The sequence below is a fragment of the Sulfuriferula sp. AH1 genome, assembly GCF_002162035.1.
In the GTDB taxonomy this organism is placed as follows: Bacteria; Pseudomonadota; Gammaproteobacteria; order Burkholderiales; family Sulfuriferulaceae; genus Sulfuriferula.
The window spans coordinates 253,279-279,750 of the sequence record NZ_CP021138.1 but is presented as its reverse complement, the minus strand read 5'-3'; the positions used below and the strand labels follow the sequence as shown (position 1 = coordinate 279,750).

The 26,472-nt window shown below is 56.8% G+C and carries 30 protein-coding genes; 15 read left to right on the top strand and 15 right to left on the bottom strand.

The genetic code is table 11. The features are described from left to right. Positions 1 to 21 precede the first annotated feature (21 nt). The 5 genes from ubiD to CAP31_RS01465 are packed head-to-tail and all read right to left on the bottom strand — an operon-like array spanning position 22 to position 3,561. Positions 22 to 1,485, bottom strand: a complete 1,464-nt coding sequence (ubiD, locus tag CAP31_RS01485) for a 4-hydroxy-3-polyprenylbenzoate decarboxylase (RefSeq protein WP_087445916.1) — start codon at positions 1,483 to 1,485, stop codon at positions 22 to 24. Further along, positions 1,482 to 1,976 (bottom strand): D-glycero-beta-D-manno-heptose 1-phosphate adenylyltransferase, encoded by a 495-nt coding sequence (gene rfaE2, locus CAP31_RS01480; RefSeq protein ID WP_087445915.1) that lies wholly within the window; start codon positions 1,974 to 1,976, stop codon positions 1,482 to 1,484. Before rfaE2 ends, ubiD begins: the two co-directional genes overlap by 4 nt. 12 nt (positions 1,977 to 1,988) lie before the next feature. Further along, the gene (locus CAP31_RS01475) at positions 1,989 to 2,585 is read right to left on the bottom strand and encodes a BON domain-containing protein (protein WP_223247322.1); all 597 of its coding nucleotides are present in this window, start codon (positions 2,583 to 2,585) and stop codon (positions 1,989 to 1,991) included. Continuing rightward, the gene (locus CAP31_RS01470) at positions 2,582 to 3,172 is read right to left on the bottom strand and encodes a phosphoheptose isomerase (protein WP_087445914.1); all 591 of its coding nucleotides are present in this window, start codon (positions 3,170 to 3,172) and stop codon (positions 2,582 to 2,584) included. The genes CAP31_RS01475 and CAP31_RS01470 overlap by 4 nt, the downstream gene beginning before the upstream one ends. A 53-nt stretch (positions 3,173 to 3,225) precedes the next feature. Continuing rightward, positions 3,226 to 3,561, bottom strand: a complete 336-nt coding sequence (locus CAP31_RS01465; RefSeq protein WP_087445913.1) for a YraN family protein — start codon at positions 3,559 to 3,561, stop codon at positions 3,226 to 3,228. 27 nt (positions 3,562 to 3,588) lie between these two features. Here CAP31_RS01465 and rsmI point away from each other — a divergent pair, with 27 nt between their 5' ends. From rsmI to CAP31_RS01440, 5 genes are all read left to right on the top strand, one after another. Next, positions 3,589 to 4,458: a 16S rRNA (cytidine(1402)-2'-O)-methyltransferase gene (rsmI, locus tag CAP31_RS01460; protein ID WP_087445912.1), complete on the top strand. Its 870-nt coding sequence runs from the start codon at positions 3,589 to 3,591 to the stop codon at positions 4,456 to 4,458. Continuing rightward, complete coding sequence (gene pyrC / locus CAP31_RS01455) at positions 4,455 to 5,492, top strand: dihydroorotase (protein ID WP_087445911.1); 1,038 nt, start codon at positions 4,455 to 4,457, stop codon at positions 5,490 to 5,492. Before rsmI ends, pyrC begins: the two co-directional genes overlap by 4 nt. 1 nt (position 5,493) lies before the next feature. After that, positions 5,494 to 6,378, top strand: a complete 885-nt coding sequence (locus tag CAP31_RS01450) for an NAD(P)H-hydrate dehydratase (RefSeq protein WP_369802462.1) — start codon at positions 5,494 to 5,496, stop codon at positions 6,376 to 6,378. A gap of 194 nt (positions 6,379 to 6,572) precedes the next feature. Further along, entirely contained in the window at positions 6,573 to 7,328 is a 756-nt protein-coding gene (locus CAP31_RS01445; protein ID WP_087445909.1) for a GNAT family N-acetyltransferase, read from the top strand. 142 nt (positions 7,329 to 7,470) lie between these two features. Continuing rightward, positions 7,471 to 8,307 (top strand): 1-acyl-sn-glycerol-3-phosphate acyltransferase, encoded by an 837-nt coding sequence (locus CAP31_RS01440; protein ID WP_087445908.1) that lies wholly within the window; start codon positions 7,471 to 7,473, stop codon positions 8,305 to 8,307. Here the strand turns inward: CAP31_RS01440 and CAP31_RS01435 are convergent. Continuing rightward, positions 8,228 to 9,049 carry a symmetrical bis(5'-nucleosyl)-tetraphosphatase gene (locus tag CAP31_RS01435; protein ID WP_087445907.1) on the bottom strand — a complete coding sequence of 274 codons (822 nt, stop codon included), beginning with the start codon at positions 9,047 to 9,049 and terminating at the stop codon, positions 8,228 to 8,230. The genes CAP31_RS01440 and CAP31_RS01435 overlap by 80 nt on opposite strands. A 36-nt stretch (positions 9,050 to 9,085) precedes the next feature. On the opposite strand from CAP31_RS01435, the gene CAP31_RS01430 reads away from it, so the two are divergent. Beyond that, entirely contained in the window at positions 9,086 to 11,074 is a 1,989-nt protein-coding gene (locus CAP31_RS01430; protein WP_087445906.1) for a UvrD-helicase domain-containing protein, read from the top strand. A gap of 13 nt (positions 11,075 to 11,087) precedes the next feature. On the opposite strand, the gene CAP31_RS01425 is transcribed toward CAP31_RS01430, so the two are convergent. The 4 genes from CAP31_RS01425 to hemC are packed head-to-tail and all read right to left on the bottom strand — an operon-like array spanning position 11,088 to position 14,299. Further along, positions 11,088 to 11,564: a heme biosynthesis HemY N-terminal domain-containing protein gene (locus CAP31_RS01425; protein ID WP_087445905.1), complete on the bottom strand. Its 477-nt coding sequence runs from the start codon at positions 11,562 to 11,564 to the stop codon at positions 11,088 to 11,090. After that, positions 11,564 to 12,586 carry a uroporphyrinogen-III C-methyltransferase gene (locus CAP31_RS01420; RefSeq protein WP_087445904.1) on the bottom strand — a complete coding sequence of 341 codons (1,023 nt, stop codon included), beginning with the start codon at positions 12,584 to 12,586 and terminating at the stop codon, positions 11,564 to 11,566. Before CAP31_RS01420 ends, CAP31_RS01425 begins: the two co-directional genes overlap by 1 nt. After that, entirely contained in the window at positions 12,579 to 13,355 is a 777-nt protein-coding gene (locus CAP31_RS01415) for a uroporphyrinogen-III synthase (protein WP_087445903.1), read from the bottom strand. The genes CAP31_RS01420 and CAP31_RS01415 overlap by 8 nt, the downstream gene beginning before the upstream one ends. Further along, positions 13,352 to 14,299 (bottom strand): hydroxymethylbilane synthase, encoded by a 948-nt coding sequence (gene hemC, locus CAP31_RS01410; protein WP_087445902.1) that lies wholly within the window; start codon positions 14,297 to 14,299, stop codon positions 13,352 to 13,354. The genes CAP31_RS01415 and hemC overlap by 4 nt, the downstream gene beginning before the upstream one ends. 88 nt (positions 14,300 to 14,387) lie before the next feature. Between hemC and CAP31_RS01405 the strand changes: the two genes are divergently transcribed. The 4 genes from CAP31_RS01405 to CAP31_RS14715 all read left to right on the top strand — a co-directional run bounded on the left by CAP31_RS01405 (position 14,388) and on the right by CAP31_RS14715 (position 17,430). Next, a complete protein-coding gene (locus tag CAP31_RS01405) occupies positions 14,388 to 14,876 on the top strand; it encodes a thioredoxin family protein (RefSeq protein WP_087445901.1) in 489 nt (162 codons plus the stop codon). Between the two features lie 129 nt (positions 14,877 to 15,005). Beyond that, positions 15,006 to 15,233 (top strand): DUF6290 family protein, encoded by a 228-nt coding sequence (locus CAP31_RS01400; protein ID WP_087445900.1) that lies wholly within the window; start codon positions 15,006 to 15,008, stop codon positions 15,231 to 15,233. Between the two features lie 247 nt (positions 15,234 to 15,480). Beyond that, complete coding sequence (locus tag CAP31_RS01395; protein ID WP_087445899.1) at positions 15,481 to 16,512, top strand: hypothetical protein; 1,032 nt, start codon at positions 15,481 to 15,483, stop codon at positions 16,510 to 16,512. Between the two features lie 192 nt (positions 16,513 to 16,704). Then, positions 16,705 to 17,430 carry a hypothetical protein gene (locus CAP31_RS14715; RefSeq protein ID WP_157662623.1) on the top strand — a complete coding sequence of 242 codons (726 nt, stop codon included), beginning with the start codon at positions 16,705 to 16,707 and terminating at the stop codon, positions 17,428 to 17,430. A gap of 95 nt (positions 17,431 to 17,525) precedes the next feature. Here the strand turns inward: CAP31_RS14715 and CAP31_RS01385 are convergent, their stop codons facing one another. The 5 genes from CAP31_RS01385 to CAP31_RS01365 form a co-directional block, all read right to left on the bottom strand. After that, positions 17,526 to 17,714, bottom strand: a complete 189-nt coding sequence (locus CAP31_RS01385) for a rubredoxin (RefSeq protein WP_087445897.1) — start codon at positions 17,712 to 17,714, stop codon at positions 17,526 to 17,528. After that, the gene (locus tag CAP31_RS01380; RefSeq protein ID WP_087448200.1) at positions 17,711 to 18,103 is read right to left on the bottom strand and encodes a DUF302 domain-containing protein; all 393 of its coding nucleotides are present in this window, start codon (positions 18,101 to 18,103) and stop codon (positions 17,711 to 17,713) included. Before CAP31_RS01380 ends, CAP31_RS01385 begins: the two co-directional genes overlap by 4 nt. 16 nt (positions 18,104 to 18,119) lie before the next feature. After that, a complete protein-coding gene (locus tag CAP31_RS01375) occupies positions 18,120 to 19,271 on the bottom strand; it encodes an acyl-CoA dehydrogenase family protein (RefSeq protein ID WP_223247321.1) in 1,152 nt (383 codons plus the stop codon). A 51-nt stretch (positions 19,272 to 19,322) separates the two neighbouring features. Further along, complete coding sequence (locus CAP31_RS01370) at positions 19,323 to 19,865, bottom strand: OsmC family protein (RefSeq protein ID WP_087445896.1); 543 nt, start codon at positions 19,863 to 19,865, stop codon at positions 19,323 to 19,325. 197 nt (positions 19,866 to 20,062) lie between these two features. After that, a complete protein-coding gene (locus CAP31_RS01365) occupies positions 20,063 to 21,646 on the bottom strand; it encodes a sigma-54-dependent Fis family transcriptional regulator (RefSeq protein ID WP_087445895.1) in 1,584 nt (527 codons plus the stop codon). Positions 21,647 to 21,812: 166 nt separating this feature from the next. Here CAP31_RS01365 and CAP31_RS01360 point away from each other — a divergent pair, with 166 nt between their 5' ends. From CAP31_RS01360 to cynS, 5 genes are read left to right on the top strand one after another with little or no spacing between them, the layout of a single operon-like run. Then, the gene (locus CAP31_RS01360) at positions 21,813 to 22,670 is read left to right on the top strand and encodes a sulfurtransferase (protein WP_087445894.1); all 858 of its coding nucleotides are present in this window, start codon (positions 21,813 to 21,815) and stop codon (positions 22,668 to 22,670) included. A gap of 57 nt (positions 22,671 to 22,727) precedes the next feature. Next, positions 22,728 to 24,077, top strand: coding sequence for a CmpA/NrtA family ABC transporter substrate-binding protein (locus CAP31_RS01355; RefSeq protein ID WP_087445893.1), 1,350 nt, complete (start codon positions 22,728 to 22,730; stop codon positions 24,075 to 24,077). A 2-nt stretch (positions 24,078 to 24,079) separates the two neighbouring features. Further along, positions 24,080 to 24,922: a nitrate ABC transporter permease gene (gene ntrB / locus CAP31_RS01350; protein WP_223247320.1), complete on the top strand. Its 843-nt coding sequence runs from the start codon at positions 24,080 to 24,082 to the stop codon at positions 24,920 to 24,922. Positions 24,923 to 24,932: 10 nt separating this feature from the next. Further along, positions 24,933 to 25,838 carry an ABC transporter ATP-binding protein gene (locus tag CAP31_RS01345; protein ID WP_087445891.1) on the top strand — a complete coding sequence of 302 codons (906 nt, stop codon included), beginning with the start codon at positions 24,933 to 24,935 and terminating at the stop codon, positions 25,836 to 25,838. A gap of 31 nt (positions 25,839 to 25,869) precedes the next feature. Next, positions 25,870 to 26,313, top strand: coding sequence for a cyanase (cynS, locus tag CAP31_RS01340; protein WP_087445890.1), 444 nt, complete (start codon positions 25,870 to 25,872; stop codon positions 26,311 to 26,313). Positions 26,314 to 26,472: the final 159 nt, after the last annotated feature.

The window sequence follows — 26,472 nt, the reverse complement described above, 5'->3', positions numbered from 1 at the left end:
TTGATTACCGGCCTGCGGCAATTACAGCCCCAATTCCTGCCACATCGCATCGATGCGCTGTTTCACTGCATCGCTCATGACGATAGGCGTGCCCCATTCACGGGTGGTCTCGCCCGGCCATTTATTAGTCGCGTCCATGCCCATCTTGCCACCCAGGCCGGATACCGGACTGGCGAAATCAAGGTAGTCGATCGGCATATTTTCCACCAGCAAGGTGTCGCGCACCGGGTCCATGCGCGTGGTGATCGCCCAGATCACTTCCTTCCAGTCGCGAATGTTGACGTCGTCGTCCACCACCACGATGAATTTGGTGTACATGAACTGGCGCAGGAAACTCCAGATACCGAACATCACGCGCTTGGCGTGGCCGGGGTAGGATTTCTTGATACTGACCACTGCCAGCCGGTACGAGCAGCCTTCCGGCGGCAGATAGAAATCGACGATTTCGGTGAACTGCTTTTGCAGCAGCGGCACGAACACCTCGTTCAGCGCTACGCCAAGTACAGCCGGCTCATCCGGCGGCTTGCCGGTATAGGTGCTGTGATAGATCGGATCGCGGCGCATGGTGATGCGCTCGATGGTGAACACCGGAAAACTGTCAACTTCGTTGTAGTAACCGGTATGGTCACCAAACGGCCCTTCCGGCGCCATTTCGCCGGGGTGGATCACGCCCTCGAGCACGATTTCGGCACTGGCCGGCACTTGCAGATCGCTGCCCAGACATTTCACCACTTCGGTCTTGGCACCGCGCAACAGCCCGGCGAACTGGTATTCAGACAGCGAATCGGGTATCGGCGTCACCGCACCCAGTATCGTCGCCGGATCGGCGCCCAGCGCAACAGCCACCGGATAAGGTTGACCGGGGTTCTGCTGCTGGAATTCGCGGAAATCCAGCGCGCCGCCGCGATGTGCGAGCCAGCGCATGATGACCTTGTTCGGCGCGATGACCTGCTGGCGGTAAATGCCCAGATTCTGGCGTTTCTTGTGCGGCCCGCGTGTCACCACCAGACCCCAGGTGATCAGCGGCCCGGCATCACCCGGCCAGCAAGTCTGGATTGGCAGACGTCCCAGATTGACGTCCTTGCCTTCCCATACGATATCCTGGCATGGCGCATGACTGACTTCTTTCGGTGCCATGTTCAACACCTGCTTGAACACCGGCAGCTTGTCCCAGGCGTCTTTCAGGCCTTTGGGCGGCTCCGGCTCTTTCAGGAACGCCAGCAGCCTGCCGACTTCACGCAGCGCTTCGACGTTGTCCTCGCCCATCCCCAGCGCCACGCGACGCGGCGTGCCGAACAGGTTAGCCAGTACCGGCATGGTGTGGCCGACCGGATTCTCGAACAGCAGCGCGGGGCCTCCGGCCTTCAATACCCGGTCGCAGATTTCCGTCATTTCCAGCACCGGATCGACCGGAGTCTTGATGCGTTTCAGTTCACCGATTTTTTCCAGTTGCTCGATAAAATCGCGCAGGTCCTTATACTTCAATCCGTTTTCCTTATTTTTGTCAGCATTGCGGTCGTCGAGGTCGCATGCTGGAACGGGATGGAATATACCTTGCCGCCCCAGCCCAGCACGTCGTCGCTGCCGACCATCGCGCTAACCGCCCAATCGCCGCCCTTGACCAGAATATCCGGGTGTATCGAGCGGATCAGATTCAGCGGCGTATCCTCGTCGAATGCCACTACCATGTCCACAGCCGCCAGCGCGGCCAGCACCGCCATGCGATTTTCCAACGGGTTGATCGGCCTGTCCCCGCCTTTGCCCTGGCGCCGCACCGAAGCATCGGAATTCACGCCGACCACCAGCGCCGCGCCCAGCGCCCGCGCTTGCGCAAGGTAAGTCGCATGGCCGCGATGCAGGATGTCGAAACAGCCGTTGGTGAATACCAGCGGCCGCGACAACTCGACCAGCCGCGCATGCAGCGTGGCTGGCATGACCACTTTGGCCTCGAACTCCGGCGGAGTATATTCAGACATCAGGGCCTTCAGTTAGTTAGCGTTAGGCACCAGCTCGACGTATTCGAACATCTTCACGACCTTCTTTACACCGGCAGTAGTGCTGGCGATCTCGGCAGCGTCATTGCCTTCCTGCCGGGTGACCAGCCCCAGTAAATACACCACGCCATTCTCCGTCACCACTTTGACCGCGGTAATCGGGAAACGCTTGGCATCGATGAACCGGGTTTTCACTTTCGTCGTGATATAGGCATCGTTGGTACGTGCCGACAGCAGCGCCGGCGGCGCAACCATCAGTTCATTGGTCACGCCTTTGACATTGCCGACGGTTTTGGCGATGTCGGTGATCTTCTGCTTGGTCACATCATCCGGCACTTCACCGGTCAGCAGCACGGCGCGGTTGTAACTGGTGACATTGACGTGCACGTAATCGGACGGGAACGCACCGCCTATCCGGTTGGCGGTACGCAATTCGATTTCCTGATCCTCGATATAGGCGCCGGAAGTACGCCGGTCATTTGCCATCAACGCCCCGGCACCGGCACCTGTCGCCACCAGCGGCACGCAACCCTGCAACTGCAACAACGCCATACCCAAAGCGGCTATCACTACTGTTTTACGCATCATCATTCAACTCCTAAAATTATTCTGTCTATACCATCACATAAACAATGTATGGTGAGTAAATGCACTTCCTGTATCCGCGCCGTACTCATCGACGGCACGCAGATATGCACATCTTCGTCGTTGAGCAATTCGCCGATCAGACCGCCGCCGTCACCTGTCAACGCCACTACCCGCATATCGCGGCCATGCGCTGCCGCTACCGCTTCGACAACATTACGCGAATTGCCGCTGGTAGAAATCGCCAGCAATACGTCCCCGGCGTGTCCCAATGCGGTGACTTGCTTGGAAAAAACCACACTGTAGTCGTAGTCGTTGGCAATCGAAGTCAAAATCGAGCTGTCCGTAGTCAGTGCGATCGCCGCCAACCCCGGGCGCTCCATCTCGAAACGGTTGATGAGTTCCGACGCGAAATGCTGCGCATCAGCAGCTGAACCGCCGTTGCCGCAAGTAAGTATCTTGCCGTCGGCCAGCAGGCTCTGACTCATTAATTCCACTGCAGCAGCGATTGCCGGCGCCAGTCTGGTTGCTGCATCCAATTTTAGACGCGCACTGTCATTGAATAGTTCGGTAATGTGAGGGGTTAAATCCATAGCCGCCGATCCTTGATTAGACAAGACGTCAATTATGCCATAAGGCAATAGCTCTAGGCGCCGAAAGCATCCCGTATCCATTGTACGCTCTGGCCTTGCATCAGCACCGCATCGAAACGGCAGGGCGGCATTTTGCCTAATTTCGCCAGATAGAGCTGCGCCGTCGCCACCAGTTTTTGCTGCTTGCGGCTATCGATGCTGGCAGCAGCGCCGCCAAACTGCCGGCTCGCGCGCTGGCGCACTTCGACGAATACCAGCGTCTGCCCGTCGCGCATGATCAGATCGATCTCGCCCAGACGGCAGCGAAAATTGCGCTCGACCAGCGTCAGGCCCTGCCTTGCAAGATAATCCGCCGCCATCTGTTCTGCTGCCGCACCACGAGAAACCATCCTATATTCCTATGCTAAAATGAAACCATGCATACGCCACCCGGTTCATTATATGTCGTCGCCACGCCCATCGGGAATTTAGGCGATATCACCCAGCGCGCGCTGGAGGTGTTGAAATCGGTGGATCTGGTGGCTGCGGAAGACACCCGGCACAGTGGACAACTGCTTTCCCGCCTCGGCATCGCCGCCAAATTCGTCGCGCTGCACGAACACAACGAACTGCAAGCCTCGCCCCGCCTCATCGCCGACCTGCAATCCGGCAAAAATGTCGCCATCATCACCGACGCCGGCACGCCGGCGATCAGCGACCCCGGCACCTTGCTGGTCGCTGCGGCGCACGAAGCCGGCATCCGTGTCGTGCCCGTACCCGGCGCCAGCGCGGTGATCTGCGCGTTATCGGCGGCAGGTATCGTCGCACCGCACTGGCTGTTTTACGGTTTTCTTCCGGCCAAGGCCAGCCATCGCCGCACCGCACTGCAAACCCTGGCGGCGCTGCCCTACGCGCTGATTTTCTATGAAGCGCCGCACCGCATTACCGAATGCGTCGAAGACCTGGCTGCGGTCCTCGGCGGCGAGCGCCGCATCACCTTCGCCCGCGAACTCACCAAGCTATTCGAGGCCATTCACAACCTGCCGCTGGCCAAGGCCGGCGCCTGGCTGGCGGCCGACCCCAACCGGCAAAAAGGCGAATTCGTGCTCATCGTCGAAGGCGCCAGCGTCGCGGCAAGTGATGAAGACCAGCGCCAGCTGCGCGACACCCTGACGATACTGCTGGAAGAACTGCCGCTGAAACAGGCCGCGCATATCGCCGCCCGGCTCACCGGCATCAAGAAAAACACCTGCTACAAGCTCGCGCTGGACATGCGCGACGACACCGCTGCAAAGGACGTCTCATGACCCAACTCACCCTCAGCCGCCCGGACGACTGGCATTTGCACTTGCGCGACGGCGAAATTCTGCAAGCCATCCTGCCTGACACCGCTCAGCGTTTCGCTCGCGCCATCGTCATGCCCAACCTCAGACCGCCGATACGCACGACCGGCGATGCCCGCGCCTACTACGAACGTATCCTCGCCGCGCTGCCTGCAGGCATGCAGTTCGAGCCATTGATGACGCTGTATCTGACCAATAACACCGACCCGGCAGAAATCGCCCGCGCCAAGGCCAGCGGCATCGTGCATGCGGTGAAATACTATCCGGCCGGCGCCACCACCAATTCCGACATGGGCCTGACCGCGCTCACCAACGGCTACGCCGTCATCGCCGAGATGGAAAAACATGGCATGCCGCTGCTGATCCACGGTGAAGTCACCGACCCCGGCGTCGATATCTTCGACCGCGAAGCGGTTTTCATCGAGCGCCATCTGATCCCGCTCACCCGCGCCTTTCCCGCGCTGAAAATCGTGCTCGAACACATCACCACCGCACAGGGCGCGGCCTTTGTCAGCGCAGCACCGGCCAACATCGCCGCCACCATCACCGCGCATCACCTGCTGTACAACCGCAACGCCATGTTCCAGGGCGGCATCCGCCCGCATTATTACTGCCTGCCCATCCTCAAACGCGAACAGCACAGGCTGGCGCTGGTACAGGCCGCCACCAGCGGCAACCCCAAATTCTTCCTCGGCACGGACAGCGCACCTCATGCCCGCAGCGCCAAGGAAGCCACCTGCGGCTGTGCCGGCATCTATACCGCACATGCCGCCATCGAACTTTACGCCGAGGCATTTGAAGCCGCCGGCGCGCTCGACAAACTGGAAGGTTTTGCCAGCCATTTCGGCGCTGATTTCTACGGTCTGTCACGCAATACCGGAAGCATTACCCTGGCAAAGGAAAGCTGGATTGCACCGGCACATATCAGCATCGGCAACGAGCAGCTGATTCCGCTCAGGGCGCATGAAGCCATAGCCTGGCGCTTAGCCTACCCATAGCCTGGCCAACGCAAGGAGTGCCGTCATAGAAGCCGCCGTTCTGCAAGACCACATACTGAATCAGCAGTTCGTCACTGCGCCGCTGAAACCGCGGCCGCCCGACTGCCACAAAGGCATGTTCGGCAGCATCGGCATCCTCGGCGGCGCTGCCAGTATGATCGGCGCGGCGCTGCTCGCCGGACGCGCGGCACTGAAATGCGGCGCAGGCCGGGTTTATGTCGCGCTGCTGGCGGACGATGCACCCAGCGTCGACCTGCAGCAACCCGAACTCATGCTGCGCACGCCGGCGCAAATGTTCGAACTGGCCAATCTGTCCGCAGTGGTCGTCGGCCCGGGCCTGGGACATGCCAATGACGCCATGCGCTGGCTGCAGCACGCGCTGGCAAGCGACCTGCCGCTGATACTCGATGCCGATGCGCTGAACCTGCTCGCCATTCACCACGAACTGCGCCAGCAATTACGCCATCGCCCCGCACCCAGCATCCTCACGCCGCATCCGGGCGAAGCTGCCAGGCTCATGGGATACGGCGTCGATGCGATACAGCATGACAGGATGGACGCGGCGCAAATGATGGCCGAGCGTTTCCGCAGCATTATCGTGCTCAAAGGCGCCGGCACCGTCTGTGCGTTACCGGACAGGCGCTGGTTCATCAACCCCACCGGCAACTCCGGCTTAAGCAGCGCCGGGACGGGGGATGTCCTGTCAGGCACGATAGCCGCGTTTATCGCCCAGCAACTAAGTCCGCAACAGGCCACGCTACTGGCGGTCTATCTGCATGGCGCAGCCGCTGATGACCTGGTGCAGCGAGGGATAGGGCCGATCGGACTGACTGCCTCGGAGGTAATTGATGCGGCGCGGCAGATATTGAATAGTTGGATTTACTGAGTTACAAACTCAGCGGCACTATATAGCATACAAATAATTTGCTGAAATCTGAGCCCCCCAATTTACCCGATTTATTTCCTGTATACCGCCCCCGCATCTCACCCATTGTCGCCAATTTGTAACGCAGTTTTCATCGTCGCGTCACCTTGATTGATTACTGTAACGTTTCAGACATCAAATCAATGGAGCACGACATGCTTGAACAACACGCCTTAGCCCAGCCGCGTGCACGCAATACCCTGGCAGTCACGCTGGCTCACGATAATAGCGAAGTGCGGGAAGCGCAGCGCTTGCGCTATAAAGTATTCGCCGAGGAAATGGGCGCGCAACTGATATCCGCCGCCAGCGGCCTGGATCAGGACGAATTTGACGCGGTGTGCGATCACCTCATCGTACGCGATACTGGCACTGGCGAGGTAGTGGGTACTTACCGCATCCTGCCGCCGGAGCGCGCCGCGCAAATCGGAGGCTATTATTCCGAACAGGAATTCGACCTCACCCGCCTTACCCATCTGCGCCCGGGCATGGTAGAGATCGGCCGCTCCTGCGTGCACCCCGATTATCGCGGCGGCGCGGTAATCACCTTGCTGTGGTCGGGGCTGGCGGATTACTTGCGCCAGCGCGATTACGATTATCTGATCGGCTGCGCCAGCGTCAGCATGAGCGATGGCGGCCATACGGCTGCCAGCCTGTACAGGAAACTGGCAGGCGAAGTATTGAGTCCGGTCGAATGGCGCGTGTTCCCGCGTACGCCGTTACCGCTGGAGCGTCTGCAACACGACCTGAAAGTAATGACCCCGTCGCTGATCAAGGGCTATTTGCGAGTAGGCGCTTACATCTGCGGCGAGCCGGCCTGGGATGCGGAATTCAACTGCGCCGATTTCATGATGCTGCTGTCGGTCAAGCAGATGAATGAACACTATGCGCGCCATTTCATGAACAAGGCATAAATGACAGGTTCACGAAACACGCGAAAGGCACGAAAAAATCACTTCCATTATCGAAAAAATGCATTTAATTTTGGTTCTGGCTATTTTCGTGTTTTTCGTGCTTTTCGTGGACCAAGAATAACGCTCACCAACCACCAACCTCATGCACGATATTGCCGCATCCGCACCGCAATCCGGTAAAATCCGGTACATGCTATTTACCCGTTATTTTACCGCCTGTTGCGTGCGCCCGTTGCGTGCGCTGGCTTTTCTCACAATCGTAATCGGCGGACTCGCCACACTGGCATTCGTGTTCCCCTGGCTGGGACAAAGGCAGCGCGGCAGCATCACTCAACGCTGGTCGAAGCTGATGTTGCGCACTTTGGGCATACGCCTGCATGTCACTGGTACACCGCCGACCGGTGCGGCCTTGATAGTGGCCAATCATGTGTCGTGGGCGGATCCGTTTTTGCTGATCGCGTGCTATCCGGTGCATTTTGTCGCCAAGGCCGAGATCCGGCGCTGGCCGGTATTCGGCTGGCTGGCTGCACAGGCCGGGACGATCTTCATCAAGCGCGAGCGCCAGCGCGATCTGGCTGACGTCGCTCAGGCATTCGTGTCGCATCTTACTGACGGCAGTGCGGTGGGCATGTTTCCGGAATCGACCACCAGCGACGGCACAAGATTATTGCCGTTCAAACCTGGCCTGTTCCAGGTGGCCGTAAGCACGGCGGCTGATTGCTATCCGGTTGCCCTGAGTTACGACCATCGCGCCGCGATCTGGGTAGACGACATGGGTTTTCTGTCTTCGATCTGGCATGTGATGATACAGCCACGCATCACCGCCAGCGTCAACTTCTGCCCGGCTATTCCCTATCAGGGCCAGCATCGCCGCGACCTTGCCATCGCCAGCGAAGCCGCTATTGCCAATGCATTGTGCCTGCCAGCCCCGCGCATTCCACCTGAATTACCTGGCGATCTTCAAGACGCAGCGCAGTAAGCTGCCCACCCCACAGACAGCCGGTATCCAGCGCGATACTGTCGCTTTCGACATGCAAACCCAGCGCCGACCAGTGCCCGAATACGATAGGTGAGCCAGCGCTTTGCCGATTCGGCACATGGAACCAGGGCAAGCATCCCGCTGGCGGATGCGCCGGATCACCCTTGGCTTTGAATTCCATCTCGCCTTCCGGGGTACAAAAACGCAGCCGGGTCATCGCATTGGTAACCACCCGCAGCCGCTCGACACCTTGCAGATCGTCATGCCAGCTGGCGGGCTTGTTGCCATACATCTCGCGCAGGAAATCCCGGTAATCCGGGCCACGCAAGACGGCTTCCACCTCGGCCGCCAATGCCAGCGCCTTGGCCGGCGACCATTGCGGCAATAGGCCTGCATGCACCAGCAAATAACCCGCAGCGCTGGTCGCCAGAGGCAGGTGGCGCAGCCAGCTCAGCAGCTCTTCCCGATCCGGTGCGGTGAGTATGCCTTGCAGCGTGTCGCCTATATGCGGCGTCGCGTAACCTTCCGACACCGCCAGCAAATGCAGGTCGTGATTGCCCAGAATCGCATTAATGTCATGCGTGCGCGCCCAACGCAACACCGCCAACGAATCCGCACCGCGATTCACCAGATCGCCCAGCAGATAGATCCGGTCCACCGCCGGATCATACGCAATATGCGCCAGCAGTTTTTGCAATGCGTCGAAACATCCCTGTAAATCTCCGATGGCGTAAGTGCTCATGTTAAAATATCCATCCAAATTAGCTGTCGTCTATTTATGCTGTCTCATCTTAACGCCCCGCAACGCGAAGCTGTCAAATATCTCGATGGCCCTCTTCTGGTTCTGGCGGGTGCAGGTTCGGGCAAAACGCGCGTCATTACCCAAAAGATCACCTACCTCATCGAGGAATGCGGCTACGCGCCCAACCATATCGCCGCGATCACCTTTACCAACAAGGCCGCACGCGAAATGCAGGAGCGGGTCAGCAAGCTGATGCAGGACAAACCGGCCAAGGGCCTGACTGTCTGTACATTTCACGCGCTCGGCGTACAGATTATGCGCCAGGAAGCGCATCGTTTAGCTTACAAACCGCAATTTTCCATCCTCGATTCTGCCGATGCCATGCAGATTGTCAACGAGATATTGAAATCCACTGACAAACAGGAGATCCGCCGCGTACAGTGGCGCATCTCGGCATGGAAAAACGCACTGGTGTCGCCCGATGCCGCCATCAGTACGGCCGAAACCGATATCGACGCCACTTATGCCAAGATCTACCAGCGCTATCAGGACACGCTCAAAGCCTATCAGGCGCTGGACTTCGACGACCTCATCCGCCTGCCCGCCGAGCTGTTCGCCTCTGACGCCGAGATGCTGGAAAAATGGCGCAAGAAGCTGCGCTACCTGCTCATCGACGAATATCAGGATACCAATGCCTGCCAGTACCAGATCGTTAAACAACTGTGCGGCGTGTCCGGCGCGTTTACTGCGGTAGGTGACGATGATCAGGCCATTTACGGCTGGCGCGGTGCCGATGTCAAGAATCTACACCAGTTACATGACGATTATCCGCGTCTCAAAGTCATCCAGCTGACACAGAATTATCGCTCCACCGTACGCATACTGCGCGCGGCCAACAGCGTCATCGCCAACAACACCCGCCTCTACGACAAGCAATTATGGAGCGAGCACGGCAACGGCGACCCGCTACAGGTGCTCGCGGCGAAAGACGAAAACGAGGAAGCGCAGAACGTGGTAATGCGCCTGCTCGCGCACAAATTCGAGCACCGCACGCGCTACGGCGACTACGCCATTCTTTATCGCGGCAATCATCAGGCGCGTGTATTCGAGCAGATGCTGCGCAACGAAAAAGCGCCATACGTAATGTCGGGCGGGCAATCGTTCTTCGACAAGGCCGAGATCAAGGACCTGATCGCCTACATGCGCCTGCTCACCAACAGCGACGACGACCCGGCTTTCATCCGCGCCGCCACCACGCCCAAACGCGGCATCGGCCCGACCACGCTGGAAAAGCTCGGCGAATACGCCGGCCAGCGCAAGATCAGTCTGTTCGAGGCCGCCTTCGAAGCCGGCTTCCAGACCCGCGTCAGCGAACGCCAACTCGAACCGCTGCTGACGTTCTGCCAATACATCAACGCACTGGAAGCCAGGGTACGCAACACCCCGGTCAGCGAAATCATGGCGGATCTGCTCAAAGCCATCGATTACGAGGTGTATATCTTCGACAATGACGAAACCCGTGCGGCACAGACCAAATGGACCAACGTGCAGGAATTTGTCGGCTGGCTGAGCAAGAAAGGCGAGGCTGACGACAAGAACCTGATCGAGCTGACGCAAACCATCGCGCTGATCACGCTGCTGGAAAATCGCAGCGAGGACGAAATAGACGCCGTGCGCCTGTCCACCATCCATGCCGCGAAAGGGCTGGAATTCGGCCATGTATTTCTGGTGGGCGCAGAAGAGGATATTTTACCGCACCGCGAATCAGTAGAGAACGGCACGCTGGAAGAAGAACGCCGCCTGATGTACGTCGCCATCACTCGCGCACAGCGCTCGCTCACCATCAGCTACTGCAAACGCCGCAAACGCGCCGGCGAACTGCAAAGCTGCGAACCCTCGCGCTTTATTGCCGAAATTTCCAATGAGGATATCCGCCTGTCCGGGCAGGATGCCGACCCGGCAGAACAGCGCCAGCAGGGCAATGCCCGACTGGCCAACATCAAGGCGATGCTGACGCAAAAATAATCCGGCTGGGGAATTACGGAAGCGCCTTGACCTTGACCAGGGCAGTCTTATGCTGACCTGCCACGACCAGATATTTGTCGCGGCGCTCGAGGGCGTGCTGCGCCTCAGCCGCGCGGGCAGCAATGAGTGCCGCCAGATGCACCGAGGCATTCAAATCGATCGCCTGCTGGGCAGCGGCTTCGGCTTGCGGATAACGCTGTTCCAGATATTCGGTAATCGCCTTCATCAACACGGCCTGTTCATGCTGCTGGCGCTGCTGCAAACGAAATTCGCGCACCTGCTGGGGCAAACTGAGCGTAGCATTGGCCACACGGACAAAGATATCGGCGATGACGAGCAAGCCCAGCAATATCACCAGCAGCAAGGTCAGCGATAATTCGATGCGATACGGCGGATAAACCAGCACGGCATAGCCGGGGTCGAATTTGCCAGCTAGCGTGAAGCCCACCGCCAGCGTGAAGATCAGCAATATCCAGATCAGCACGCGCATTAATGCACCCGTCCCAGACGACTGCTTTTTTGCAATGCCGTGATGCTCTCTGTCAGCGTCGGTAACTGGATGCTGATCGAACTATTGATCAGCCTGTTGGTTTGCTTGACGGCATTTGCGGTACGGCTATCGCGCACATTGAAATAACGGGTCAGCCAGGTTTTGGCAGCTTCCAGATCCATCTTGTAACTGGTCTCATCGTGCGCCAGCAATGCGATTCTGGCGGTCAGCAAACGCAATTTCAGATTCTGCCGCAGGAAATAACTTTGCTCCGGCGCAAGCAATGCCGCATCCGGGGTATCAAGGCGACGGACTTGCACCAGCCCTTTGAGATCTTGCCACATTTCCTGACTGAAACGACCGGCCGCATCGACTGGCGCCAGCTTGGGCAGGCCCGGCGCTTTGACCGGAATCTCATGATCGCTGGATAACGGCAACTGGTCGACCTGAGCGATCAGGTTGTCCAGATTCAGCGTGATACCGACCGTATCCACCTGCGGCAGACTTTGCAGGCGCTGGATGTCATTATTCAGCGCACGGCGCAAACCGGTGAACTGCGGCTTGTTAAGCGACTGCAGGCGCGCGTCCGCATTTTGCAAGGCGATAATCGCGGCCTTGACGTTACCGGCAAGCTGCAGCTGCTGGTTGGCCGTCAATATCACCTGCTCGATATCGGCCAGAGTCCAGTCGTCCCGGCTTTTGGACATATCGCGATAGAGCGCTTCCAGCGCCATCTGCTGATTTTGCGAATCGGCAAGCCTGGCCTGTATCTCACCCAGCCGTAACGCCATATCCCGACTATTGTCGGCGGTCTGCCGGCTGAGCACGCGGCTTTCCTGCGCGACATCGCTGGCGCGAGTCAGGCGCTGACTAAGCTCCTGGCGCATCGCATTGAACTCATTACGCGTCTGCCACCACTGCCAGCCGGCAAAGCCGAATGCCAGCAGCGCGAAAATCAGCGCCGGATTCAGATAATCGCCGAGTCTGTCGAGCAGATCCGGCTTGTCGTCGAGTTCATTCATGCTGTTCCGCAAACCACTCAGTCATACCGGCAATCAGGCCTTCATCGCCGGGTTCGGTCAGAATACCGTGTTCCAGCCCCAGTTCCTGCGCAACTCCGAGTATGCGCTCATGCGGCACGAACACCGGCGTGGATTTGAGCCATTGCCGCCCGAGCTTGCCCAGCATGTCATACAGATTGCGCAAGCCTTCGGAGCTGGTGATGGTCACCGCATTGATTTCGTTACGCGACCATTGGCGCAGCAGATTGCCTGCGTTCACGTCGGGGCGGCTGCGCCGGTAACATTCGGCGTATTCGATCTTTGCGCCGCGCGCAGTGAGCGTGTCGCCCAGTATCTCGCGGCCGCCGTCGCCGCGGAAGATCACGATATGCTTGCCGGCCACATCCTGCAATTCAGGCATTTCCAGCAGATTCTCGCTATCGAAACGCGCAGTCGGCGCGACGATCTTCTCGATACCGAAATGCTTGAGTTCGCGGCTGCTGCCGCGGCCGATAGCGGCAATCTGCAGATGCGCAGGCAGTTCGCGCCGCGACTTGATCAGGTTCATCGCCTTGTTGACGGCATTGGGGCTGATGAAGATCGCCATGTCCACTTCGTCCAGCCGGTCGATCAGGTCGTACAACGGCGCCAGATCGGCCGTATCCAGAATCTCCAGTACCGGGAACATCACCGGCTTGCCATTCGCGGCAATGATGCGTTCCGCCAGTTCGACCGCCTGATGCGCCGGACGCGTGACCAGAATGCCTTTGCCGTCTAATCCGCCGCTCATAATGCCAGCTCCGCCAGTATCCTGCCTGCACCTTGCGCAACAAGCTGCTCGGCCAGCGTCGTACCCAGCGCTTCGGCCTGTTCGCGCGCACCGCTGACGCTGCCGCTGATGATGCGGCTACCGTCGATCTCGGCGACAAAACCGCGCAGGCTGATTACATCATTCACGATTTCGGCGTAACCGCCCAGCGGCACCTGGCAGCTGCCACCCAATGCCCGACTCATGCCGCGCTCGGCACGCACGCAGTCGGCAGTGTCCGCATCGTTCAGCGGAGAGAGCAGCGCAATGAGATCGGTACGCGTTGTCAGGCATTCGATGCCCAACGCACCCTGACCCACTGCAGGCAGACTCTGTTCCGGCGGCAGCTCGGTACGGATGCGCGCTGCCAGACCCAGACGTTTCAGGCCGGCTGCAGCCAGAATGATCGCGTCGTACTGGCCTTCGTCAAGCTTGCGCAAACGCGTCTGCACATTACCGCGCAAAGCTTCGATGACCAGATGCGGGAAACGCGCGCGCAACTGGCTTTCGCGGCGCAGGCTGGAAGTGCCGACGCGCGCACCGTGCGGCAACGCCTCCAGGTTGTCGTAATGATTGGACACCAGCGCATCGCGCGGATCCTCGCGCTCGCCGATTGCCGCCAGCGTAAAGCCTTGCGGCAGATTCATCGGCACGTCTTTCATCGAATGCACTGCGATATCGGCGCGCCCTTCCAGCATGGCGGTTTCCAGCTCCTTGACGAACAGGCCCTTGCCACCGATCTTGCTCAGCGACACGTCCAGGATCTGGTCGCCCTGCGTGGTCATGCCCAGTATCTGCACGGTCATTTGTGGATAAAGCTCGCGCAAACGAGCAGATATGTATTCGGCCTGCCACATCGCCAGCGCACTTTCGCGCGACGCAATGACCAATTTGGACGGAAGGGGGAGATTTGGACTATTTAGCAAAATATAACCTGTCGGTAGAATCAGTACTTAGATAGTATTTTAACCTAAAATACGTATTTCACCGCTAAGCATTCAACGCTCTGGAGTAATGATGAAATATATTCGATCAGGTCTATTCGCGTTATGTATCTGGATGTTGTCCGGCCTGGCCGTGGCGAACCCGAATATCGTCAGTTTCGCAAAGAATCTGCATGCCGACGCGCAACTTGCGCGACAAAAAGGCGTGCCGGTACTGATTATTTTCACCAGCCTGGATTGCGGCTATTGCGAACGCGTCATGAAGGATTACCTCATCCCCATGCAGCACAACCCGGATTCCGCCAAGAAAGTACTGATCCGGCGAGTTGAAATCAGCAGCGACAAGCCGCTGATCGGTTTTGACGGCAAACAGATTACCAGCCAGCAGTACGCCGCACTGATGAAAATAAAACTCACACCTACCATCATCGTATTCACCCCTGACGGGATGCCCGCCGGCGACCCGCTGGTCGGGCTAGGTCCGGAAGACTACTACGGGGGCTATCTGGATGCCGCGATTGATGCCGGACTGACGAAGATGCGTCCTGCTGCGCATTGACGATTTCGACATGGTTCAATAAAAGAGCGCCTTGATCACAGGATCGGGGCGCTTTTTTTATGAATTGCGAACGCGGATTTCGGTTTCGCATGATGCAATGAATACAAGTATTCACAAGGAGACCATGAGATGGCCACTTCAATCAGACTTGATCCGGCGACCGAGCAACGACTGGACTATCTGGCCGCACAAACCGGCCGCACCAAAGCCTATTTTCTGCGAGAGCTGATCGCAAATGCTCTTGCTGATCTGGAAGACTACTATTTAGCCAATGCAAAGATGGAACGTATCCGTAAAGGGGAAGAAAAGGTCTACTCTACCAAGCAAGTAAAGAAAGACCTTGGCCTGGACGATTAATTATACCGAGTCAGCCAAGCTGCAGCGGCACAAGCAAATTGACAGCTTTATTCCTACAACGTTACTATCCATTCATAACAATAAAACAGTTTCAATTAACCCACAACCATACCAAATTGATTTCCATGACTAATTTCTCCTTCATCCGCAGCCGTAAGCTAGCCGGACTAATTGTTTATTGCTGCAGTGACCTATTCCAGCATATATCCCCGTTAACTACCAACCAGATCACCCCCGAGGGCGCAGCATGAGTTTATGGGAGGATTTTCTGGATGACGTGTTCGGTCATCCGAACAAGCCGGGCACAGTCATGATCTGCTTCGTGAACCGGTATCTGGAAGGCATGGATGGTATCAAGTACAAGATCAAATATGACAGCCACGAAAAAAGCGGAGTCACCTCTGCAGAAAACTACTGCATTGAACTGATACCAACCAGTTTCAACCCCATTCAGACCTTCGTCTGGTCACGCCAGGCAAAAGCCTATAAAAAACTAGACGACGTTGTAGCCGAACCGAGACGCAAGAAGCTAGTACGCAAGATGCTCAAAACATTTAAGGTACCCGGCAGGACGGACAAGTTGCCTAATACGCAACCTAACAGGCGCCCAGATAAACCCGCGCCTGCACTGCCCCACGGGCCATCACCAACTGACCCACAGGGTATTAAGCCAGATCAAACAAATAATGAAAATGGACAACCACAGGCTAAGCCAAAACGGCCTGTGCCAGAGGAGATTACAGTTGGGAAATTAAGAAAAATCTTCCCTAAAAACCATAAGGGCAACTCGACCGACCAGCACTTGCAAGAGGTCGTTGATGAACTAAACACAGATCTGCCAAAATACAAGCTGGATACCCCCGTTCGTCAAGCACATTTCTTTGGACAGGTGAAGCAGGAGGCGGGAGCATTATTATCTGGTGCAGCTGAGAGCTTGAATTATGACGCAAAGGGATTAAAAGCGACCTTCGGCAGTTATTACAAAAATCATCCCAACGAAGCATTGCAAGATGGAAGGTCGCCCACACGCAAAGCGAATCAGGAAGCAATTGCCAACAAAGTTTACGGGCCACCTGATTCAAAACATCTAGGTAATACAGAACCCGGAGATGGATGGAGATTTCGAGGCCGTGGGATGAAGCAAATAACTGGTCGAGATAACTATGATGCCTTCAGAACCAACCACAAGGAATTATGGGGGATGTCTGTTGACTTCGTCGCCAGCCCTGACAAAGTCAGCGAAATGCCTTATGCCGTGCGCTCAGCGGTAGTGTTCTAGCTTGTCAATCAATGTTGGCAAGCCGCCGATGGCGGCATTAATGACAGCGCTGTTGATGCCGTGACGCACATCGTGAATGCTGGCGAACTGGCCAAGTACAAGAAAAACCCATCCGCGAAAAGCCCGGTTATTAACCGTCGCAATAATACAAAGCTGGCTTATGCTGCATTTACCTGAGACTGAAATATCATCATGAAAAAACTATGGCTCTTTGCCTCATACATCAGCACCTTGTTTATACTCATGCCGCTGAGTGCTCATGCCGAACTTACACTGAATACATTAGTTACTCCAAAAGCAGCTCATGCCGCACTGGAACCCTTATTCGAAAAGATTGTTAGGCCTTATGGGAACAGTCATTCAGCAGCTTTTCCCAACCACGCCCCAAAGGGAACCTTTACCTATTATGAGGGTTCCAATTTTAATTGGACGTTTAATAGCCTCAATTATCTATCCAATATCGCATCTTTTGTTCCCGACGCTACACCGCTTGAAGATTGCAAACCGGATCCTCTTAATCCGCTTGATCACCACTGTGACTGGATACGCGAACGTAATTGGGTATGTCATCTTTTCATGTTCAATTCCGACCTGTCGCTGGTAACAGTTACCCCCCTCAATATCAACCGGCGCAAAGAACAGCTCATTGGCAAACCGTTTTGTCAAAATGTCAAAGCCATGTCCGTTGCCAAAGTAATCCCTGATGCCATGTTAATCACATTAGGCTACAGCGACAGCAATGAACCTGCCGACCCGCGCTACGCCCCACCGGAATTTATTACCACATTCCTGCTTCGTTTTAGCGACCAAAACGGCAAGTTGCAAATCGAACAAGACGACAGCTGCCTAGGCAATCCTAACAACTATAAAACAATTGCTGCTGCCCGCAATGCACTCAAGCAATGCGCCAGCAAGTAATAAAATTATCGGTAACCCTATCTTTTCATTCGGTTTTGCATATTACTTGCAGCCCACAGCATCACCCGCCACAGGCCGCAAGGAGCCGGGAGCGATCACTCCCCAATCAGCTCGAAGTCACTTTTGGTGACGCCGCAATCGGTGCATACCCAGCTCTCCGGGATATCTTCAAAGCGCGTACCCGGCGCGATGCCTTCGTCGGGGATGCCGAGCGCTTCGTCGTAAACAAAATCGCAGATCATGCAGATCCATTTGCGCGTTAATACTTCAGTACAGATATTCATGATGCCTCCTTGTAAGGCGTGAGACTGGCTAGAATGGTGTCGAAAATAGGCGCCAGTTCGCCTGCCAGTTTGTCCAGCCCGGCGTTGCCGTACGGCGCAAACACCTCGGCCGGGCTGCGCATGGCGACACGGGTCTTGCCTTCCGCTTCATACACGTGGATGCGCAACGGGATGTCAATTCCCGCGCGCTTGTCGGCCTGCCACACGCGGATCGCGAAATCGGGGCGGAATACCTCCAGGATCTGGTCGGCAGGAACGATCAGGCCACGCCTGGCGGCATTGGCCTGGCCGTTGATATGCGCGACCAGCCCCATCGGTACGGCCTGTATAGCCTCGCTGAGTTTGGCGACTGTGGTATCTACATCCAGATTAACAATAAACGTGAGCATTACTTTCCCTTCCTGTTCAGGCACTGCAGGTGCAGCTGCCGGTATCGATATCGTGCAATTCCTTGCGCAGGTGTTTGATCGCCGGCGTCACAATCGCAATAAAATAGGCTTCGCGTACCCGGCGCTGGGCGGCATTGCCGACCAGATAACCTTTGGCACCGAGATGCAGCATGGCGGAGTTGGCGGCCTTCAGCGCCAGTTCACTACCGGCCAGACGAATGGCGAGCGTTTCGCGTTCGTGATTGGCTTCGGGCATGGCATCGATCTTATCAGCCAGGCGGTAGCACGCCGTACGCGCCTCAAACAATGCGGTTTCAACATCCTCGGCCTGATCGTCGAGAAACCGGTTCACGTGACCGTGCGTTTTATTGGAACGCTTCATCATGTTCACGCAGGCATCGACCAGGCCCAGCCCCATGCCCATCTGCATCAGGATAAACGCCGCTTTGGTACGTGAACGGAACTGCACGAATTCGCTGGGGTGTGATACCACGGCATCATTGGCGATAAACACATCCTTGAAATGGCAGGCGAAGGTATTGGTGCCTTCCATCGCAATAAAGTGCGCGTTCTGGTTGAGAGTCAATCCGGGATGACTGCCCTTGACCAAGGCAATCATCAAGCCGGGTTCATTTGCGACGTCGATGCCGACATGGAAATAATGATCGATGCCGATATTGGATACCCAGGGCAGCGTGCCGTTCACCTGATACCCGCCTTCAACCCGCTGGGCAGTGAGCCGGTTGTCTTCGATGGCAACGCAGGATTTCATCGCATTGGACTGCCCGGTGCCGCCGAGCGCAGTGCCTTTGGCGATCAGCGGCAGCACGTCGCGGCGGATGGACAGATTGCTGCTGTTCTGCAGATACCAGGCGCAGGCTTGTTGCGCCCACACCAGAAAGCCGGTGGATACGCATTCGCGCGACACATCCTCGATCACCCGGATCGCGTTCTTGAGGCCATAACCGGTACCGCCGGATTGCGGCGCAACCATCGCGCCAAAACCGCCGATCGCGCCCAGCCGGTGCAGGAACTCGCCGGGGTATTCGCCCTTGAGATCGATGTTGACCACATGCGGACACAAATGGGTACGGATCAGCTCGTTGATGCCGGGCAGCGATTCTGCACTTTCGGCTTCCGGCTCTGGTTTTAACATTTCGACTTGCATGATAACTCCTTGTTCAGTGCCAGGCCGCCGCAAGCGGACAGCCGTCCTCAATCAAGCCAAAACGACCGTGACACCGACCGGATTACGCATGGTATTGGCGACAGGCGACCAATGGTTGGCGTGCGCGACCAGATCTTCCAGTTCGCTGCGGCTGGCATTGCCTTCCAGGTGAATCTTGACGCGGATGTCGGTAAAGCCGAGCACTTTGCTGGCGGACAGATCGCCGACGCCCCATACCGCGGTCACGTTGATGTCGCCTTCCAGTTCCAGCTCGATTTTGCTCAGGGTGATGCCGCGCGCTACGGCGTTGGCATGCAGGCCAACCGACAGGCAGGAGCCAAGTGTTGCCAATACGGCTTCGGAAGGGTTGGGCGCGGTATCGTCGCCCAGCAGGTGCGGCGGTTCATCGATGACGTGTGCAGGCAGATTGCGGACGTAGCTCAGATTGCGGAATTTGCCTTCGCATACGGTTTTGGTTTTCAGGGTGACGACATTTTGCGGGTTGGCTTTGCCTTTTTCGGCAAGCGCTTCCAGGCCCACTTTGTCGATCGGAGCTAATACGGTATTCATTTTAAGTACGGCGGCTTCCGGCATGATTTGCTCCTTGTGCAATGACAATAAATGTAAGTGACCAATTGGACACGTTGACACTATTGCAAGCACTATGCCAAGACCATAATAATCATATATCAATATGATTGATATGTATAAATTAGATTAACCCTAGTTTTATTCATAGCTTGCAAACAAACAGATTGTTAACAATTTGTATAACAAGCCATAACTCGCACTCAAACTATCCCTAACCGCTGGATACGGTAATTCAGCTGACGCAAGGTCATGCCCAATTGCTGGGCAGCACGCGATTTATTGCCGTTGCATATCGCCAGGGTCTGGATAATGCCGGCGCGATCGCTGCTTTGTACCGGCTGGTAAGCGCGCAAGCCGCCGGGTAACGGCACCTCAAGTTCGGCAACCGGATAGCCGGCAGAGCCATTCACGCTTTCGCTGGCAATCACCGTTGCCGCCTCGGCCGCACTGATTAATCTGTTCTCCGACAGCAAGGCCAGACGCTCCAGCACATTGCGCAACTGCCGCACATTGCCAGGCCAGCTGTAGGCCGCCAGCTGCTCCAGCGCATCGGGTGCGATATTGACATTGCGCTGATAACTCTGATTGATCTGGTTCAGATAGTAGCGCACCAGATGGCGCACATCCTCGGGCCGTTCCTGCAAGGTAGGCAGCCGCACCGGTATCACGTTGATGCGATAGAACAGGTCGAGACGGAATTTGCCGCGACTGACCAACTGCTGCAAATCCTGATTGGTGGCAGTGACGATGCGCACATTGATCGCGGTCTCGCGGCGCGCACCAACGCGCTGTATGGTATTTTCCTGCAATACCCGCAACAATTTGACCTGCATCGCCAGCGGCATGTCGCCGATTTCATCCAGGAACAGAGTGCCGTTATTCGCCTGCTCGAAGTAACCGGGACGGCTGGTGGTGGCACCGGTAAAAGCGCCCTTTTCGTAACCGAACAGCTCGGACTCGAACAGATTTTCCGGAATCGCGCCGCAATTGACCTTGATGAATGGAAAGTCGCGGCGCGCACTGGAAAGGTGCAGAGCACGCGCAAACAGCTCCTTTCCGGTGCCGGATTCGCCCAATAACAACACGGTCGCATCCGTTTGCGCAACCTGCTCGATCTGCTTGAGCGCACGCCGCAACGGCATCGATTCGCCGACGATGCCAAATGAACCCAGGTTGGACGGGTTCTTGTTCAGCGCCCATTTCAGCTCGCGATTTTCCGATTCCAGCCGGGCAGTGCGCTCCTGGATATAACGGTTGAGCATGATGACCTGCGCAATCAGCGTGGCGGCAATCTTGAGCATTTGCAGATCCCGCGCCAGCGGCCGTGGCCGGTCACGCAAACGGTGCACGCCAAGCACCCCCAGCACCTTGCCGCCCTGCTCGATGGGCATTGCAATATAAGACACGGTTTCATGCGGCAACTGCTCGCGCGCTACGGTGCGAAACAGGAATACGGACTCGCTGTCGATGTCCTGGATTATCACCATCTGTCCGCTTTGCATCGCCCGCCCGGTAATACCCTCTCCCGGCAAAAAATGACCGCGCTTGATCTCCGCCTGCGACAGACCGTACGCATGCGCGATGCGCAACATGCCGCCCTCGGCATCCGGCAACACCACGCGCCCGCGATTCAACCCGAGCAGCTCGGACAGCAAATGCAGAATCTCGCGGATGACATAGTGCTGGTCCGGGCTTTTGCCCATCAGCGCCGAAGCCTCGCGGATTACCAGCAACTCTTCATCCACCAGAATTTCCGGCTCGGTACGGTTGATAACAGCATCCATCAGACATTTCTCCTGAACAAATTGTTTACACAATGTAAGCAAAAATCGGGCGAGCCAATCAGTGAAAAATAATCAATACCTTTGCAAGCCGTATGAAATCAGCAATCAGTCAGCTTGGCACGATTGCTGCTAATTAAACAATACCAACTTGATCGAAGGAAAAATTGTGAACAGCCATGTACTGATAGAGCCCGCACAACTGCAACGCGATATGGCGACCGAGCCTGTTGTGGTGATTGATACCCGCGATCCAGCCGTATATGCCCAGGGGCATATACCTGGTGCAATTAATCTGCGCGAGATATTTACCTACCTCTCCACCAGCGATCATGAAGGCCTGGAAACCATGCAGCACAAATTTGCCGAGGCGTTTGGTGCGGCAGGTTTGTCCGGCAACGAGACCGCTGTCGTATATGAAGACACCATGAATACCGGCTTCGGCCAATCCTGTCGCGGCTATTTCCTGCTCCAGTATCTGGGCTACCCCAAAGCCAAAGTGCTGCACGGCGGCTACCAGGCCTGGATAGGTGCAGGACTGTCCACCACTACCGAGCCCACCATGCCCACACCCGCCCAATTTCCGCTGTCCAGCGAACCAGGCACGGTCATGGTCAACAAAGACCAGATGCTGGCTGCGGTCAACGACCCCGCCATCATCAAGCTGGATGTGCGCGATGTGGATGAGTGGATAGCAACCAGTTCTTCGCCTTACGGACCGGATTTTTGCCCGCGCAAAGGCCGTATCCCCGGCGCCAAATGGCTGGAGTGGTACCGGCTGATGAAACCGGCGGCAGATGGCAGCGTATTCAAGGCACGCGATGAAGTGCTTGCGGAATGCCAGACCGTCGGCATCCAGCCGCATTCCCGGGTTTATATCTACTGCTTCAAGGGTGCGCGCGCTTCCAATACCTTCCTGGCATTAAAAGATGCTGGCATCCACGACGTGAAAATCTACTTCGGTTCATGGAACGAGTGGTCGCGCGATCCGGCCTTGCCTATTGAAGAAGGCTTTCCGCTGGGCTGACGCCACTACCGGCGTTAACCAGATATACGCAACATTAATTAACTCAGGGAGTACACGATGTCCGCTTTTGATGATCCATTTGACCCCAAGGTCAAGCTTGCCAGCCAGGGCTGCAGTTGCGGCCGCCACAGCAGCCAGGCCGAACATCAGCTGGATGAAGACGCCCGCATCGGCCGGGTAGTCGAGACCACGGTGATGCGCGCGCTGTTTCCGCATGATGAAACCCGCCGCAATTTTATCCGCGCCGTCGGCGCCAGCACCGCCTTCGCCGCCATTTCCACCCTGTTCCCGATGTCGGCAGCCAAAGCACTGGCCGCCGACCGCGCGCCGCTGGAGAAACCCGACCTGAAAATCGGCTTCGTTCCCATCACCTGCGCCACGCCTATCATCATGGCTGGCCCCATGGGATTCTATTCGCGCGAAGGCCTCAACGTGTCGTTGCTGAAAACCGCAGGTTGGGCCATCGTGCGCGACAAGGTGATGAACAAGGAATACGATGCTTCGCACATGCTCTCGCCGATGCCGCTCGCTATCAGCCTGGGATTGGGCTCACAGGCGCAACCGGTAGACGTGGCCGCCATCGAGAACATCAACGGCCAAGCCATTACCATGCACGTCAAGCACAAGGACAAGCTGGATCCGAAACAGTGGAAAGGCTTGAAATTCGGCATCCCGTTCGACTACTCCATACACAACTTCCTGTTGCGCTACTTCCTCGCCGAACACGGCATCGACCCGGACAAGGATGTGGAACTGCGCATCATGGCGCCACCCGATATGGTTGCCAACCTGCGCGCCGGCAACATCGACGGCTTCCTCGGACCCGAGCCGTTCAACCAGCGTGCTGTATATGAAGAAGTCGGTTATATCCACACCCTGTCGCGTGATATCTGGGACGGCCACCCCTGCTGCGCGTTCGGCGTATCGGAAGGTTTCGCCAAGAATTATCCAAACACCTTTGCCGCGCTGTTCCGCGCCATTGCCAGCGCTACCGAATACGCACACAAACCGGAGAACCGCAACGACATTATCAAGGCCATCGCCCCTGCCAACTATCTCAACCAGCCGATCCCGGTGCTGGAGCAAGTGATGACCGGACACTTTGCCGACGGCCTGGGCAAAGTGCGCAACGTGCCCGATCGCGTCGATTTCGATCCGTTCCCGTGGCAATCGATGGCTGTATGGATGCTGACCCAACTGAAACGCTGGGGCTACCTGAAAGGCGAGATCAATTACAAGCAAATCGCAGAAGAAGTCTTCCTCGCGACCGATGCGCGTAAACGCCTGAAGGAAATGGGCTTGCCGGCTCCCGCCAGCAACTACAGCAAGCACACCATCATGGGCAAAGAGTTTGACCCGGCCAAGCCCGAGCAATATCTCAAATCCTTCAAGATCAGCAGGGCATGATCATGAGCAAATCCCTGACTTTCCGTGCTTATCTGCTATCCATGCTGATTTTCGGCATGGTGTTGCTGGGCTGGTATCTGGCGACGTTGCCGCAGCAAACCGCGGTAACAACACAGGCCGATGCCGAATATGCGGCACTGATGGGCGGCGGCGCCGTCAAAAAATCAGGAATGCCGACACCGGCTGAAGTGGGGCACACGTTACGGGAAAAGCTTGCCGACCCATTCTACGATCACGGCCCTAACGACAAGGGTATCGGCATCCAGCTCGGTTATTCACTGGCGCGGGTACTGGCCGGATTCAGCCTGGCCGCACTGGTGGCGATACCGCTGGGGTTTCTGGTAGGGATGTCGCCCATTATGCACCGGGCGCTCGACCCGTACATCCAGTTGCTCAAACCTATCTCGCCGTTAGCGTGGATGCCGCTGGCGCTGTACACCATCAAGGACTCTTCGGCTTCGGCGATCTTTGTCATCTTCATTTGCTCATTGTGGCCGATGCTGATTAATACCGCTTACGGGGTGGCCGCAGTCAAGCACGACTGGCTGAACGTCGCCAAGACGCTGGAAGTGAGCCCCTTGCGCAAGGCCTTTCTGGTGGTATTGCCTGCCGCAGCCCCCACCATTCTGACCGGTATGCGCATTTCCATGGGCATCGCCTGGCTGGTGATCGTGGCAGCGGAAATGCTGGTCGGCGGCACCGGTATCGGCTACTTCGTGTGGAATGAATGGAATAACCTGAGCCTCACCAATGTCATCTTCGCCGTGCTCATGATAGGCGTAGTGGGCATGATGCTGGATATGATATTCGGCTGGTTGTCACGCCTGGTGGCATATAACGATTAAGGGGCTGGATATGCAAACTGACTTTTTGAAAGTAGAAGCACTTAGCCGGATTTATCCGGCCAACCGTGGACAGACGGCAGTCCCGGTATTTGAAAACGTCCATTTCAGCATCGCCAAAGGCGAATTTGTCTGCATCATCGGCCATTCCGGCTGCGGCAAATCCACCATCCTCAACGTGCTGGCGGGGCTGGACGAACCCAGCTCCGGCGTGGTGATCATGGATGGTCGCGAAGTATCCGGCCCCAGCCTGGATCGCGGCGTAGTGTTCCAGGGTCACGCGCTGATGCCGTGGCTGACAGTAATGAAAAATATCGAATTTGCCGTCAAGTCGCGCTGGACAGACTGGTCCAAAGAAAAAATCAGCCGCCACTGCCAGCAGTTCATCGATCTGGTGGGGTTGACCGGTGCCGAGCACAAGAAACCGTCGGAGCTGTCCGGGGGCATGAAACAGCGTGTCGGCATCGCCCGCGCGTTCTCGATCCAGCCCAAGATGCTGCTGCTGGACGAGCCGTTCGGCGCACTGGATGCACTGACCCGCGGCGTGATCCAGGACGAACTGCTGAAAATCTGCGGCGCTACCCAGCAGACCGTATTCATGATTACCCATGACGTAGACGAAGCCATCCTGCTCTCCGACAAGATCATCCTGATGACCAACGGCCCGCGAGCACGCATAGCCGAAATCGTCGTCAACACGCTGCCGCGCGACCGCACTCGCAACGACATTCACAAGGATCCGCAGTATTACCGTATCCGCAATCATCTGGTGGATTTCCTGGTCAGCCGTTCGCGCGAACTGGCGGCAGTACAGGATGCAAGCTATGACCCGCGCCATCCGCCGGAAGTCAGACCCGGCGAGGCTGAAGACGATGCAGCGCCGCGCATGCTCAAACAGGCAGCAATTCATCTGGTTTAATTGATTCACCCTAACTAACAAAGGAAGTACCATGAAGCGTACCGATGTAACCGATCTGATACTTGTTGCCAAACTGGCCAAAGGCATGAAATGGGCCGATCTGGCTCAGGCTATCAACTTAAGCAAGGAGTGGACGACCGCCGCCCTGCTCGGGCAAATGACGCTGGATGCAGCACAGGCAACTACCATAGGCAAGCTGCTGGATTTGCCGGCAGAAGCGATTGCGGCCCTGCAAATCGTGCCTTACAAAGGCTCGTTGCCAACCACCGTGCCGACCGACCCGCTGATTTATCGCTTCTACGAACTCATCAGCGTGTACGGCACTTCGATCAAGGAACTGATCCATGAAGAATTCGGCGACGGCATCATGAGCGCAATCGATTTCAGCATGGATATTTCACGCGTGGCCGACCCTAAAGGCGATCGCGTCAAGATCGTATTGAACGGCAAATTCCTGCCATACAAGACTTATTGATGGCCGTTTACAGCTATGCGCGCCCGCGTCCTGAATGGATGCGGAGGCACACTCGCAACAGGCATTCGCCGGAAAATCCTGCCGGATCCAACGGGATACTATTGAAGGCAGAGTCAACACTTGCCCAATCGGCTACGCCCCAAACAGAGCCAATTATAT

Bases quoted from the DNA above. Each gene is read 5' to 3' on its own strand.
- CAP31_RS01385 (WP_087445897.1), bottom strand. From the start codon at position 17,714: ATGAATATCTGTACTGAAGTATTAACGCGCAAATGGATCTGCATGATC.
- ntrB (WP_223247320.1), top strand. From the start codon at position 24,080: ATGAGCAAATCCCTGACTTTCCGTGCTTATCTGCTATCCATGCTGATT.
- CAP31_RS01435 (WP_087445907.1), bottom strand. From the start codon at position 9,049: ATGAGCACTTACGCCATCGGAGATTTACAGGGATGTTTCGACGCATTG.
- CAP31_RS01345 (WP_087445891.1), top strand. From the start codon at position 24,933: ATGCAAACTGACTTTTTGAAAGTAGAAGCACTTAGCCGGATTTATCCG.
- CAP31_RS01475 (WP_223247322.1), bottom strand. From the start codon at position 2,585: ATGATGATGCGTAAAACAGTAGTGATAGCCGCTTTGGGTATGGCGTTG.
- CAP31_RS01395 (WP_087445899.1), top strand. From the start codon at position 15,481: ATGAGTTTATGGGAGGATTTTCTGGATGACGTGTTCGGTCATCCGAAC.
- CAP31_RS01445 (WP_087445909.1), top strand. From the start codon at position 6,573: ATGCTTGAACAACACGCCTTAGCCCAGCCGCGTGCACGCAATACCCTG.
- cynS (WP_087445890.1), top strand. From the start codon at position 25,870: ATGAAGCGTACCGATGTAACCGATCTGATACTTGTTGCCAAACTGGCC.
- CAP31_RS01400 (WP_087445900.1), top strand. From the start codon at position 15,006: ATGGCCACTTCAATCAGACTTGATCCGGCGACCGAGCAACGACTGGAC.
- CAP31_RS01355 (WP_087445893.1), top strand. From the start codon at position 22,728: ATGTCCGCTTTTGATGATCCATTTGACCCCAAGGTCAAGCTTGCCAGC.
- CAP31_RS01465 (WP_087445913.1), bottom strand. From the start codon at position 3,561: ATGGTTTCTCGTGGTGCGGCAGCAGAACAGATGGCGGCGGATTATCTT.
- CAP31_RS01425 (WP_087445905.1), bottom strand. From the start codon at position 11,564: ATGCGCGTGCTGATCTGGATATTGCTGATCTTCACGCTGGCGGTGGGC.
- CAP31_RS14715 (WP_157662623.1), top strand. From the start codon at position 16,705: ATGAAAAAACTATGGCTCTTTGCCTCATACATCAGCACCTTGTTTATA.
- CAP31_RS01415 (WP_087445903.1), bottom strand. From the start codon at position 13,355: ATGAGCGGCGGATTAGACGGCAAAGGCATTCTGGTCACGCGTCCGGCG.
- CAP31_RS01380 (WP_087448200.1), bottom strand. From the start codon at position 18,103: ATGCTCACGTTTATTGTTAATCTGGATGTAGATACCACAGTCGCCAAA.
- CAP31_RS01470 (WP_087445914.1), bottom strand. From the start codon at position 3,172: ATGGATTTAACCCCTCACATTACCGAACTATTCAATGACAGTGCGCGT.
- CAP31_RS01375 (WP_223247321.1), bottom strand. From the start codon at position 19,271: ATGCAAGTCGAAATGTTAAAACCAGAGCCGGAAGCCGAAAGTGCAGAA.
- pyrC (WP_087445911.1), top strand. From the start codon at position 4,455: ATGACCCAACTCACCCTCAGCCGCCCGGACGACTGGCATTTGCACTTG.
- CAP31_RS01405 (WP_087445901.1), top strand. From the start codon at position 14,388: ATGATGAAATATATTCGATCAGGTCTATTCGCGTTATGTATCTGGATG.
- rsmI (WP_087445912.1), top strand. From the start codon at position 3,589: ATGCATACGCCACCCGGTTCATTATATGTCGTCGCCACGCCCATCGGG.
- CAP31_RS01365 (WP_087445895.1), bottom strand. From the start codon at position 21,646: ATGGATGCTGTTATCAACCGTACCGAGCCGGAAATTCTGGTGGATGAA.
- rfaE2 (WP_087445915.1), bottom strand. From the start codon at position 1,976: ATGTCTGAATATACTCCGCCGGAGTTCGAGGCCAAAGTGGTCATGCCA.
- CAP31_RS01420 (WP_087445904.1), bottom strand. From the start codon at position 12,586: ATGAATGAACTCGACGACAAGCCGGATCTGCTCGACAGACTCGGCGAT.
- CAP31_RS01430 (WP_087445906.1), top strand. From the start codon at position 9,086: ATGCTGTCTCATCTTAACGCCCCGCAACGCGAAGCTGTCAAATATCTC.
- CAP31_RS01440 (WP_087445908.1), top strand. From the start codon at position 7,471: ATGCACGATATTGCCGCATCCGCACCGCAATCCGGTAAAATCCGGTAC.
- CAP31_RS01370 (WP_087445896.1), bottom strand. From the start codon at position 19,865: ATGCCGGAAGCCGCCGTACTTAAAATGAATACCGTATTAGCTCCGATC.